Annotated in this window: 15 protein-coding genes and 2 pseudogenes; 11 read left to right on the forward strand and 6 right to left on the reverse strand. The window is 55.4% G+C overall.

Features of this window, described 5'->3' with window-relative positions; genetic code table 11:
• A partial coding sequence (locus tag H162_RS34550) for a transposase (RefSeq protein WP_156885856.1) occupies window positions 1–198 on the reverse strand: 198 nt, incomplete at its 3' end.
• A 3-nt stretch (window positions 199–201) separates the two neighbouring features.
• Here H162_RS34550 and H162_RS35830 point away from each other — a divergent pair.
• Both H162_RS35830 and H162_RS32285 read left to right on the forward strand, forming a co-directional pair.
• Window positions 202–387 carry a DUF3144 domain-containing protein gene (locus H162_RS35830; RefSeq protein WP_371846986.1) on the forward strand — a complete coding sequence of 62 codons (186 nt, stop codon included), beginning with the start codon at window positions 202–204 and terminating at the stop codon, window positions 385–387.
• Between the two features lie 117 nt (window positions 388–504).
• Window positions 505–1,362 carry an OST-HTH/LOTUS domain-containing protein gene (locus H162_RS32285; RefSeq protein ID WP_156885857.1) on the forward strand — a complete coding sequence of 286 codons (858 nt, stop codon included), beginning with the start codon at window positions 505–507 and terminating at the stop codon, window positions 1,360–1,362.
• A gap of 544 nt (window positions 1,363–1,906) precedes the next feature.
• On the opposite strand, the gene H162_RS0128790 is transcribed toward H162_RS32285, so the two are convergent.
• Window positions 1,907–2,419, reverse strand: a complete 513-nt coding sequence (locus tag H162_RS0128790) for a hypothetical protein (RefSeq protein ID WP_156885858.1) — start codon at window positions 2,417–2,419, stop codon at window positions 1,907–1,909.
• A 143-nt stretch (window positions 2,420–2,562) separates the two neighbouring features.
• Here H162_RS0128790 and istA point away from each other — a divergent pair, with 143 nt between their 5' ends.
• Together istA and istB are read left to right on the forward strand one after the other, a co-directional pair.
• Window positions 2,563–3,642, forward strand: coding sequence for an IS21 family transposase (gene istA, locus H162_RS0128795; protein WP_026355237.1), 1,080 nt, complete (start codon window positions 2,563–2,565; stop codon window positions 3,640–3,642).
• Window positions 3,639–4,424, forward strand: a complete 786-nt coding sequence (gene istB / locus H162_RS0128800; RefSeq protein ID WP_026355238.1) for an IS21-like element helper ATPase IstB — start codon at window positions 3,639–3,641, stop codon at window positions 4,422–4,424. The genes istA and istB overlap by 4 nt, the downstream gene beginning before the upstream one ends.
• Window positions 4,425–4,488: 64 nt before the next feature.
• Here the strand turns inward: istB and H162_RS0128805 are convergent, their stop codons facing one another.
• A complete protein-coding gene (locus H162_RS0128805; RefSeq protein ID WP_156885859.1) occupies window positions 4,489–5,382 on the reverse strand; it encodes a hypothetical protein in 894 nt (297 codons plus the stop codon).
• Between the two features lie 313 nt (window positions 5,383–5,695).
• Here H162_RS0128805 and H162_RS33695 point away from each other — a divergent pair, with 313 nt between their 5' ends.
• The 4 genes from H162_RS33695 (at window position 5,696) to H162_RS0128820 (ending at window position 7,897) form a co-directional block, all read left to right on the forward strand.
• Entirely contained in the window at window positions 5,696–6,103 is a 408-nt protein-coding gene (locus tag H162_RS33695) for a barstar family protein (protein WP_084677167.1), read from the forward strand.
• A 133-nt stretch (window positions 6,104–6,236) separates the two neighbouring features.
• Window positions 6,237–6,773 carry a DinB family protein gene (locus H162_RS0128815; protein WP_020656946.1) on the forward strand — a complete coding sequence of 179 codons (537 nt, stop codon included), beginning with the start codon at window positions 6,237–6,239 and terminating at the stop codon, window positions 6,771–6,773.
• Between the two features lie 262 nt (window positions 6,774–7,035).
• The gene (locus H162_RS35835) at window positions 7,036–7,332 is read left to right on the forward strand and encodes a barstar family protein (RefSeq protein ID WP_371846988.1); all 297 of its coding nucleotides are present in this window, start codon (window positions 7,036–7,038) and stop codon (window positions 7,330–7,332) included.
• 181 nt (window positions 7,333–7,513) lie between these two features.
• Window positions 7,514–7,897, forward strand: coding sequence for an Imm10 family immunity protein (locus H162_RS0128820; protein ID WP_040788498.1), 384 nt, complete (start codon window positions 7,514–7,516; stop codon window positions 7,895–7,897).
• 176 nt (window positions 7,898–8,073) lie between these two features.
• Here H162_RS0128820 and H162_RS33705 read toward each other — a convergent pair whose 3' ends face one another.
• Both H162_RS33705 and H162_RS34910 read right to left on the reverse strand, forming a co-directional pair.
• Window positions 8,074–8,277 (reverse strand): Na+/H+ antiporter NhaA, encoded by a 204-nt coding sequence (locus H162_RS33705; protein WP_229452321.1) that lies wholly within the window; start codon window positions 8,275–8,277, stop codon window positions 8,074–8,076.
• Between the two features lie 162 nt (window positions 8,278–8,439).
• Window positions 8,440–8,592: a hypothetical protein gene (locus H162_RS34910; RefSeq protein WP_020656948.1), complete on the reverse strand. Its 153-nt coding sequence runs from the start codon at window positions 8,590–8,592 to the stop codon at window positions 8,440–8,442.
• 204 nt (window positions 8,593–8,796) lie between these two features.
• Here H162_RS34910 and H162_RS0128830 point away from each other — a divergent pair.
• The 3 genes and pseudogenes from H162_RS0128830 to H162_RS0128835 all read left to right on the forward strand — a co-directional run.
• A pseudogene (locus tag H162_RS0128830) lies at window positions 8,797–9,195 on the forward strand (GntR family transcriptional regulator); the annotation flags it as partial.
• A 23-nt stretch (window positions 9,196–9,218) separates the two neighbouring features.
• Window positions 9,219–9,500, forward strand: a complete 282-nt coding sequence (locus tag H162_RS34555) for a hypothetical protein (RefSeq protein ID WP_156885860.1) — start codon at window positions 9,219–9,221, stop codon at window positions 9,498–9,500.
• Between the two features lie 48 nt (window positions 9,501–9,548).
• Complete coding sequence (locus tag H162_RS0128835) at window positions 9,549–10,607, forward strand: FG-GAP repeat domain-containing protein (RefSeq protein WP_020656950.1); 1,059 nt, start codon at window positions 9,549–9,551, stop codon at window positions 10,605–10,607.
• Window positions 10,608–10,731: 124 nt separating this feature from the next.
• Here the strand turns inward: H162_RS0128835 and H162_RS34560 are convergent.
• Window positions 10,732–10,873: pseudogene (locus H162_RS34560) on the reverse strand (IS5/IS1182 family transposase); the annotation flags it as partial.

The following is a 10,873-nucleotide window of genomic DNA, read 5'->3' on the forward strand; positions in this document are numbered from 1 at the left end:
GTCTTCCGAGGTCCATTCCTCGGCATTTTTCCCACTACCTGGCACCGCTGTTCCTTGATTACGAAGTTGACGGCGCCAAGTATAAAGGGTCTGCTCCGTGATCCCGCTCTCGCGGGCCAGCTCCGACACCGGCCTGTTCTGCGGCGGCATCATCTGCCGCAACAGCGCTTCTTTCCGTTCTGCTGAATACTGCTTCACACGATCTCTCTTGCCCGTCCCCGATATCGTTTTACTTCATCAGGTGACGCGACAACTATTCTGACACCGGGGGAGATGACACTGGATAGGGAACGGGCTGTCGACTATTTCACTGAACAATTTCGTAAAATGCTGCTGGAAAACTTGAACGACCATATCAAGAACTTCGATCATTATTTAGGCAGTTAGCGGCCAAGAGCGGACAGACGTTCCAATTAGATCTGCAATTGGCCAAGAGCGGACAATCGCCAACCGTACAGTGACGGAGACCCCACCTGACATGGCTCAGTTCAAATGGTGAGTGCCTTGAAAACCGACTTAGAACAGGCGCAAAAAGACGTGCAGCGGAAACTGGGCCGGTGCATGCTACGCTTGCAGCAATATGAGCGGCTACTGAAGGCTATGCTCGCCAGCATGAACCTGAAAGGTCCACCTGAGGACCTTTTGGCCGCACGAGAAAGACGAGCGGCGGATATGCGAAAAAAGACTTTAGGCACCCTCGTTAAACAGTTCACTGGCGAGCACCTATGCGCCGCGCTTGTGAACCAGAGGGTCGATCAAGAGGACGGAGCCGAGCCCAGCACTGTAGGTGTTCCCAGAGTCGAAATCAGCTACAGCTTTTCCTTATCATCTGAAGCCTACGAAGAGACCACGGCCTCCTTGGCTGAACTTGTCGATCTACGCAATGAGTTGGTCCACCACCTCATTGAGCGATTCGATATCTCCGAGGAGAACGAGTGCTATGATGCTTCACTGTACCTCGACAGGTGCTACTGGCGTATTGAAGGCGGCTGCCAGCAACTTAAAGCCTGGGCCATGGCTCTCGATGAGGTACGGGTAAAAGCTTCCTCGTTTGTGCAGTCTCAGACGTTTGAAAACGCTTTCGTACATGGTATCAATCCCGACGGAACGGTATCGTGGCAAAGAAGCTCGGTCGTCGCGGAGTTGCGCTTGGCAGAGAGGTCATGCCAGATAGAAGGATGGACCCCTTTAACCGCAGCACTTGAATTGATCAAAAAGAGAGACAGCGCACAAGTTCCGACCAGATACGGCTGCGTGACTTGGCGACAGCTTCTGAAACGCTCAAAGCAGTTCGAAATCAAGAGTATGGTCGAGCCAACCGGAGCAGGAAGGCAAACGTGGTATCGCAGCCTTGCCCGCTGAAGTTTGGAGCGGCCGAGGTGCCATTCTAATGGAGGAAAGCTACCGTGCGAACTTCCCTGTTCGGCCAAGAGCGGAATATCACTGATGAGATTCCACGGCAACTACGTAGATAAGCATGATGAAGCGCGATTTCACTTCTCTCGACTCTGCAATTGTTGAAACGCTCACTAGCCGTCCGTTCCGGCGTAATGAACTGTCTGAGGTTCCTGCTGTCCATAATCAGGCACTGCGCCTTAACATTCGTCGGGCTGGTGTATCGCCAAGTGATAGTGCAGATACCACGATTAATGAACGGTTACAGGCTCTTCGACGGAGCGGAAAGGTTGCGTACGATTTAGCGACAAGTCGCTGGTGCACCATCTAATCGTCGCGAGCTTCTCAGCTGAGCCTATGAACTACGGTTCGTCGAATCATGGATGTCCGCTTCGGGTCGAGAGCTGCCGGTCATGGTAGGCTGCTGTCGGCCAGGAGCGAACATCATCCATGTCGACCGCGCGCGACTATCATATCTAACGCACTGATTGCGCTACCTGGCGGATCGGGACTAATCTCCGTACGTAAACGGCACTGGCGCGCCGGCAATGTGGCCAGGAGCAGGCGCGACCTTCTTGAATGTCCTGGTTTGATACCCACCGAAGTAGGACAGGTAACTGCCCTCGAACCGCAAGGTTGTCAGAATGAAGCGGACGACGACCTCCCTCACTGTGACGACATGATCGTGAAGATCTCGTGCCGCGCCGGCCTTGGGCTGATAGTACCCCCGATGCACCACTTGATCTCTCGCCCGCTTGGCCTCCTTGATAAACTCTTCGGGAACGCCACTCAAGTCAACGCCCCAACGCTTGGCCAACAGCGAGATCTTGTCCATAAGCGATCGGCGCTTGAGATCGGAGAAGCGATCGTTTAACTCTTTAATGTAGGCCTTTTGCTCCTCATCATTGTCGCTCCACTCGGGCGCCAGCTCCTTCACTACGCTGCTCAGTTTCTTGCGGAGTTTTTCAAACACCTTATCTGGTAGGATCTTGGTGTCGTTGTCCGTCAAATTCGAGTCGATCAAGTTTTCCAACACTGTCATGGATGTAATCAGCTTGGACTCGCGGTAGTCCCCACACATGTGTCAGCAGCGGTTGTAAACTGATACAGGCAGCGATTGAAAACTGATACACCATTTTGAGAAGATGGCCGCTTTGCGGAGCGGCCTTGAAACCCAAAGAGGTGTACGTGGAAATTCAACTCCTGAAGAGACATGGGTTAAGCCTTCGGCAGATCGCCGCCGAGGTGGGCTGCGCAGTGAACACAGTGCGCCGGCATCTGGCCCTGGAGGCTGTGCCGAAGTACGAACGCAAAGTCAAACGCCAGACGAAGCTGGCGCAGTTCGAGCAGTACCTGAGGGAGCGTCAGCAAGCCGCACAGCCCGACGTCATTCCGGCCACCGTGCTGTACCGCGAGATTGCCGCGCGCGGCTATGAGGGCGGCATGAGCCAGTTGAGGGCGTTCATGCGCACCGTGCGCCCGGCGCCTCCTGCCGACCCGGTGGTGCGTTTCGAAACGGCGATGGGCGAGCAGTTGCAGGTCGACTGGGTCGAGTTCCGCAAAGGCAGCGCGCCATTGCACGCGTTCTGCGCGACGCTCGGCTTTAGCCGGGCCAGTTACGTGGAGTTCGTCAGCAACATGAAGGTGGAAACCCTGATCGCCTGCCACGAACGCGCCTTTGCGGCGTTCGGTGGCGTGACGAAGCGGGTCCTGTACGACAACATGAAGACGGTGGTGCTGGAGCGTGACGCCTACGGTGAGGGCGAGCACCGCTTCCACGCAGGTTTCCTGGACTACGCCAGGCATAGCGGCTTTGTCATCAAGCTGTGCCAGCCGTACCGGGCCATGACCAAGGGCAAGGTCGAACGGTTCAACGGCTACCTGCGTCGCTCGTTCTACGTGCCGCTGGCGAGCCGGCTTGCGCAGAGCGGCCAGAAGCTCGACGTCGTGACCGCCAACGTGGAAGTAGCCCACTGGCTGCGCGAGGTGGCCAATGCGCGCACCCACGGCACGACCGGAGAGCCGCCGGCCGAAGCATTGAAGCGGGAAGTGGAGCACCTGCAAGCGCTGCCGGCACCGTGGCGGGCGGACATCGCGGCAGCCAGGCCGCAACCAGCTTCTGCAGCACCTGCGGTGCCGCGGCCGGCGGCAGTGGTGGAGCGGATCGCGCTACCGTCGCCGTTGCAGCATCCGCTGCAGGTGTACGACGCGCTGCTGGTGCGGGTATCGGAAGCGGTGGCCGCATGAATCTGCAGCATGAGCGTATCGCAGCGTTGTGCGAGAGCCTGAATCTGCCGTTCGTGGCACAGGGCTACGGCGCCGCAACCCAGAAGGCTGCGAAGCAGGAGATGGCCTACAGCGACTTCCTGGAGGGGCTGCTGAGGGAGGAATTCGCCGGACGCAACGTGCGCAAACAAAGCACGATGACCCGGCTGGCAGGATTCCCGGCGGTGAAGACGCTGGACGATTTTAACTATGACTTCGCCAAAGGCGTAAAGCGCAGCCAGGTCGAGGAGCTGGCCGGCCTGGGCTTCGTCGAGCGGCATGAGAACGTGGTGCTGGTCGGCCCCAGCGGCGTGGGCAAGACGCACCTCGCTATGGCACTGGGCTACAAGGCCACCCAGGCGGGCATCAAGACGCGCTTCACGACGGCGGCCGACCTGATGCTGGCATTGACGACGGCGCATACCCAGAACAATTTAAAAGTGGTGATGCACCGCGCGATCAAGGCGTACCGGCTCTTGATCATCGACGAGATCGGCTACTTGCCGATGAACCGGGAACAGGCAAACCTGTTCTTCCAGGTAATCGCGGCTCTGTATGAACGCAGCAGCCTGATCGTGACCAGCAATCTGCCGTTCGGGCAATGGGACACGACGTTTGCGCAGGATACGACGCTGACCGCAGCCCTGCTCGACCGGCTGCTGCACCATGCGCATATCGTGCCGATTGCAGGCGAGAGCTACCGGCTGAAGCACCAGCGACAGGCCGGGATGATGAGGGGAAGCGATGTCGCAGAAATTGGCTGAACACGGACGGTGTTCGGCGACGGCGGTGTATCAGTTTTAAATCGCTGGCACGACGAAATCCGTATCAGTTTTCAATCGCCGTTGACAACATGGCGAACCACTGGATCGCAAAGTGGAGGTTTTTGACCTCAAAGGCAGGCTCGAAGTGAGACCGCACCGCGCAATCGAATATATCCTGCATATCCAAGTAGTGGAACACGGGTGTTTCTGAACGCTGCTGCCCGCTTTTTGAATAGGCCTCGATCACGACAACGTTCTCATGATAGAACTCGCGGATCGGAACGCCCAGCATCGCGCACGCCGCGAACGACATTACGTGGTGAATGTGGCGACATAACGCGTCCGCTTGTCGTCGCCACTCATCAACATCTGGCGGCGCGCTGGCAGCGCTTATCCGCAAAAATCCCGAAAGCTGATCCTTCCCGTTCATATCGGTTCCGCCGACCATCTGTATCACGCCGAGCGGACATGTCGCGCTGAGGATCTGAAAACTGTCAAAACCTTTCACCCGCCAGAGCAACACGGGAAGCGCTCCGCCCTTATGGCCTTGGGGATCGTCAACGTCCTTCTTGCGCGTCGCAGCCATGGTGATCCGCGTCAAGGAATAGGAAGCTTGCGGCCCCATGGTGCAGACATACCGGGGGGCCTCATCAGACGCCCTGTAACCTTCCGCTAAGACGTCTTGCGGCTTAAGGCTGGTCAAAATGACGTTGTCGCACTCAAATCGCGCTCTGTCGCCCGCCTCTCCCACCAACGTGAAGCGAGGGAACCGGCCCTGTTCAACTTTGTCGAAGTAGGTTTGAAGAAACGCAGTCTGCTCGTTTAAGGGGAGCCTCTCAAACTCAATGTGGGTGTGACCGGCTTTGTCCAGCCCGACAGTGAACGAGACGGATGCCTTGTGTTCCTCGATGCCCAACGTTCCTGTGAACGCCTTGGGCTCCATACACCATTCGCTCATTGAATTCTCCCTAGAAGGTGACGCTCAGCATAAGAGCGCCTAACAAAATCACTTACTTGCTCTAGTGGCAGCAACCTCGTATTCTAAGCGTCAGCTATCGGCCCAGGCTGTGTAAAAACGCTGGCCAGACGCAGCCACCGCCAAACCCGGCCCTCCAAAACGGCCGCTGCGGCGTTTTCGCAGGGGCAGCAATGGTAACCGCCCCCCTGAAAATGCGGCGTCACCGTGTTTTTACACAGCCTGGGCCAGAAGCGGACCCTGATGGCTGTCTGGGCAGTTCATAATACGTCAGTCGCTTGCACCGAGAATAACGATGAGTAAGCCAGTTATTACAATCGATGGAGAGTGCTTTTCCTCGCTTGACGAGTTCTATGAGCACTTTCAAGCGCGTGCGCTTAACGGTGCGAGATGGGGCACTAACCTCGATGCGTTCAATGACGTCCTACGAGGAGGTTTTGGCACGCCCGAAGATGGCTTCACTTTGGTCTGGAAACATCACAAGTTGTCAAAGGACCGACTTGGCTACAGCGAGACGCAGCGCGTACTGCGAAAGTGCGTGACAACATGCCACCTTGAAAATGTCGCTTCAGTCATTAATGAACTAAAAATGGCAGAAGCCTGTGAGGGTGCAACGGTTTTTGACTGGCTCGTCGAGATCATCAAAGATCATGGACCCGGCGGTTCGGAGCACGAAGATAATGTCGAGCTAATCTTGGATTAAAACTAGCCAGTAACGACTGCTATTACGCCTTAGACGAACGTCCGCAATGGGGCGGTTCCGGTCCTTGGGCGACCGGCGGCAGTCGGCCAAGAGCAGACGTCATCGACGACACTTAATAAGGACAAAAGTAAGAATGCCGACCCGGGAAGACATCGTTCTATTAGCCTCATATAACGCCTCCATGAATGCAAAGCTCTACTCAGCCGCGGCGTCCTTGCCGAAGGAAGTACTGAGTGTCGACTTGGGTGCGTTTTTTGGCTCGATACTTGGGACCTTGAATCATATTGTCGCTGGCGACACTATTTGGCTACGGCGATTTATGGCGCATCCCTCGGACTTGTTGTCGTTGAAAGCGATGGTCAAAATTCCAGCTCCAACTACTCTTGCGCACGTATTTAGCGACGATCTCGACGTACTGCTGAAACATCGTATCCGGTTGGACGCGATCATCGAGGCCATGGCGGCAGAGGTCTCCGATAGAGATCTCGTGCAACCGCTCCTATACAGGAACTCGCGTGGCGACTTTCAGAAAACTTTTGGGAGCTTGTTGCTACACCTGTTTAATCACCAGACACATCACCGCGGGCAAGCAAGCACACTGCTTTCCCAGTCAGGTGTTGATATCGGCTTAACTGACTTACTCGAATGGATACCCGACTACAGGAAGTAGCCGGGGCAAACGTCTGCAAAGGGTCGGAAGCGGCCACTCGACAATGGTAGCCCCGGTATTGCCGTTTTTCGGTAGCTCGACTACGCTGAGTCCTCGTGCCGGTCGATGCGAACAGTTGCCAGGAAAAATATGGGCCTAGCGTTCGAATTTCGTTATGAGCATGTCCAAAACAAATGGTTTTAGATCTGTTGACGTTGAGACGGCAGCCAGGATCACTGCAGCCGTCCTCCGTAAAGGAGGACGCGTTTTCCGCCTCCCTGAAATGATTAAGTCTAAGGACGAGTTCTTTGATGCTATTCGCTCTACCTTTCCGTTGGATCCACCATTGGTGAGTAACCGAAGCTGGGATGCGCTGTCCGACTCACTCTGGTCTGGCCTAAACGACCTTCCAGAAAAACCAATCTTAATTGTATGGTCGAACTCACAGTATATGGAGTCACGGTCGCCTGAGACTTATACTATTGCATCTGACGTTTTTCGTGACTTGGTTGAGTCACTTGCTGATCCCGAAATAACGGCAGGACCGACAAAGGATCTGATAGTCTTAAGAATCATTTAACGTGGCCACACACAAAAGTGAGCTCAAGAAATGATTCCCAGCGCATGTCGGTTTCGTATAGTTCACAGCCGGCCGAGAGTGTCCTTTAACCTATTTCGCTCTCGGTGGTAGCAGACGGCCCAATTAGGTCTGCAACCGGCCAGCAGCGGACGTTCCAATAAATTGCGAGAGAGCCAGGCAGATGAATGAAGAACTTGTGGCGGACATGGTGTCGTTCGAGGAGGACGATGCCATGGCGGTTTTCGCATTCTGCGCTAATGAGGGACAGTCCGCGGAATACTTGATGCTTCAATATCCTCTGCAAACGGACGAGCAAGACAGGCGTCTTCGCCTGGACGGTCTGTACATCGAACGAGATGACCAAGCGTTCGGGTGCTACCGCGGTGTCGAGTCGATAAGGAAGATCGGTGATCGCATCGAAATCGATTTGAATGCGGAAGGCAAGCGGCGGCTGAAAGTGGAGCGAATGGTCATTGTTCCTGTGCATTGGAGTCCGGAAATCGACCAAGGACTTGCCCGCCTCGCCGAATTGTCACGTGGCGAATACGACGTCCAGGTCAAATGAGGATTGAGCGTCTGCTGTGGGTCGGGAGCTGCCGGTCATAGCACGAAGCTTTCAGCCAAAAGTGGACATCTAGCCCACGTCAAGTTTGCTGTTCGAGATCCATGGTTTCGACATCGTCATCTGAAGCAAGTGGTTCCCGAATGTCTGGAGCCAAAGGTAGCCTGCAACACCTGCTGTCAGCGACGGAGGAAGATTGCCATCTTCGATGAAGTGACAAGTTCTGAGTATCCGACGAACGCAAGGTTCGTAATGAAGATGGACATCGTAAATCCAATGCCACCGAGCAGACCCGCTCCGCAGATATGACGCCAACTCACACCAGCGGCAATTTGCAAATGCCGAGAGCAACGGCTATGAAGCACATCAAGGTAATGCCTCATGGCTTGCGGATTAATCGTCACGCAGCGATGTCGATGCTATTTGCCGCAGCGAGCTCTGACCCGCCTGCGGACGCTGCCCAATAGCCACATCGAGGAATTGATGCCGCATCACTGGATATCAGCCGACTAATCTGAGGCGTCAAGGGTGTGTCCGGTGGGCGCTTACGGTCCGCTGGTTTCGTTATTCTTCTTCTCGTTCTCCTTCTCCTTTTCCTTCTTTCTTTTATCGTAATGCCACTTGATGGCGAAGAACATGCCCGTGCCCAACACGAGAACCTTGAATGTACCGAAGACTAGAGGGAACCAATCCATCATTTTGAGTATTTCCTGGCTATTACTTGACACTATCTATCATGAGGAGCATTACCTCAAAACGCTGCTTCAGCAGCTTCATTGTTTGTTCGAACCATCGGAAACGTTAGCGGAATGCCATGCAAGTATGGTCTTGCTGCACGTTCTGAAGCATTCTACGTAAAAGCAATTTTCATACATTGAGACAAAATGTCTCAGTTGAAATCCATGCAAGATGTTGATTTGATAATTTGGTTGCCGCGATTGGCCGTGCACGGCGGGCCGCGTTTCCTGCAGATTGCAGATGCCCTGCAGGCGGCAGTGGCGGATGGATCACTGAAACCGGGCGACTGCCCGACCCCGCAGCGCCAGCTGGCGGCGCAATTGGATGTCGACCTGACGACGATCACCCGCGCCTGTGACGAAGCCAGACGCGGCAACTTGTTGGAGGGCCGCGGCGCGCGGGGCACTTGTGTTGCGGCGTCAAAAGTCGAGTTGACCTCGGTTCCCGACCTGAGCATGAATACCACGCCGCCGCCGGATGGCGTGGACTTCGACGACATGTTGAAACAAGGACTGTCCCAAGTGCTGATGAGGGAAGATCATGCATTGCAGATGACCTACCACTTCGAGCCGACGAGTTATCCCGTTTGGTCAGCAAACTGACAGGCACGGTTGAAGTCGCAGGAACTGCTCTTCCTGTCGAAACCTATATTCGCGAGTTCGAGACCAAGGCAGCACAGTCCGCTCAGGGTCGGGAATTGCCGCACACTGGACGGCATGAATCAGCCAGGACCGGACATTCGATTGCGCCCAAAACGGTGGTTGAAGAAAACCCTGTTCCCGGCGTTCCCGCAGCCAAAAGCCAGAAACGTCCCCGTGATTTATTCAATCAATCATCGTTGACAACAGAAGAATATGGTCTAGGCTAAAAAAGGAAAGGGCCGCGTATTTGCTACCCGCGTGTAGATGAGCCGCCGATGACCTACCCGATTCGTCAGGTTAATTCATGCAAGCCGCTTTGCCTCGCGCTTGTCGTGCTCGCATTTTTCATGGCGACCCTGAGCGCTACCAACGCCTTCGCCGCCACGACGGCTGCGACCTTCACCCGAACCGATCATCCAATTCTTGGCAATACCCATATCGCCGCCGATTTTAATGGCGATGGCAGGCTTGACTTGGCTGGAAGCGGAGGCAATGCCGTACAGGTGCAACTGGCCAATGGCAATGGGACGTTCGCCGCCGCGCTTGCCTATCCGGTGGCAAGCTCGTCGCAGGACGTTGCCGCTGGCGACTTTAATGGCGACGGCAAGATCGATTTGGTGTCCACCATCAACGACCCGAAAATCGGTCTGTCTTTACTCCTCGGAAATGGCGACGGCACGTTCCAGGCACCGCGCAATTTTTCCAATACGTCGGGGCTTGATTCTCCAACGGTCGTTGCAACTGATCTGAATAATGACGGCAAGCTCGATGTCGTCATCGGTCATCAAATCGCATGCTATACCGCGCCGTGTATTGTCGGCCGCTCGATTACGCTCATGATGGGCAATGGCGACGGCAGCTTCCAGCCTAACCGCGACATCGATATCGGCATCGAGACGGCAAAAATAGCATTCGGCGACTTTAATCGGGATGGCAATAAGGATCTGGCGATTGCCAGTTCGCGTTCGCGAGTGACCATCCTGCTCGGCAATGGCGATGGCACGTTTGCGCAACAGCCTACGCTGACGCTCATCCCCGAGAACAATCTCGGCATGGATGCAACAGATATCGACGTCGCCGATTTCAACCGCGATACCTTCGAAGACCTGGTCGTAGCAATTGCCCTGAACGGTAGCCGCACCGCCATTCTGACTGGCAATGGGGACGGCAGCTTCCGCATCCCACCGCTATTGATCACCGAATCGAACCTCGCCGTTCCGCAGTACCAGGCGGTAGATGACTTCAACGGTGATGGTTTTCTCGACCTCGCGCTTGCACTGGGGGACGGTAGCTTCGGTCTAATGGAGATCCTTAAGGAAGCGCTGAATAAATAAGGTTTCCTTCGCGCCGGTGCGACAAACCGGTGCCGGCAGAGACGAGCGCCGAAATCAGCTATTTTTTGCGTCTATTCGACGCTGCCGAGCAGGTTTCGGCGTGTCGCGGCACGCGTTTCCCCATTCAGGACGGAGTTCGGGCGCGAGCGCTCCCAAAGGTACGGCCGGCAAGCACCAGATTGGCAAAGGCAAACAAGGTGAACAGCTGTGCAGTGTTCTTCGCCAGCCCGCGGTACCGTGTCTTCCGATGACGGAACAGGTTCTTC

It is taken from the genome of Massilia niastensis DSM 21313, assembly GCF_000382345.1.
Lineage (GTDB): Bacteria > Pseudomonadota > Gammaproteobacteria > Burkholderiales > Burkholderiaceae_D > Telluria > Telluria niastensis.

What these genes read in the sequence shown, in the direction of transcription:
- istB (WP_026355238.1), top strand. Translation starts at nt 3,639, where the DNA reads ATGAATCTGCAGCATGAGCGTATCGCAGCGTTGTGCGAGAGCCTGAAT.
- H162_RS0128805 (WP_156885859.1), bottom strand. Translation starts at nt 5,382, where the DNA reads ATGAGCGAATGGTGTATGGAGCCCAAGGCGTTCACAGGAACGTTGGGC.
- H162_RS33695 (WP_084677167.1), top strand. Translation starts at nt 5,696, where the DNA reads ATGAGTAAGCCAGTTATTACAATCGATGGAGAGTGCTTTTCCTCGCTT.
- H162_RS0128815 (WP_020656946.1), top strand. Translation starts at nt 6,237, where the DNA reads ATGCCGACCCGGGAAGACATCGTTCTATTAGCCTCATATAACGCCTCC.
- H162_RS35835 (WP_371846988.1), top strand. Translation starts at nt 7,036, where the DNA reads ATGATTAAGTCTAAGGACGAGTTCTTTGATGCTATTCGCTCTACCTTT.
- H162_RS0128820 (WP_040788498.1), top strand. Translation starts at nt 7,514, where the DNA reads ATGAATGAAGAACTTGTGGCGGACATGGTGTCGTTCGAGGAGGACGAT.
- H162_RS33705 (WP_229452321.1), bottom strand. Translation starts at nt 8,277, where the DNA reads ATGAGGCATTACCTTGATGTGCTTCATAGCCGTTGCTCTCGGCATTTG.
- H162_RS34910 (WP_020656948.1), bottom strand. Translation starts at nt 8,592, where the DNA reads ATGATGGATTGGTTCCCTCTAGTCTTCGGTACATTCAAGGTTCTCGTG.
- H162_RS0128835 (WP_020656950.1), top strand. Translation starts at nt 9,549, where the DNA reads ATGACCTACCCGATTCGTCAGGTTAATTCATGCAAGCCGCTTTGCCTC.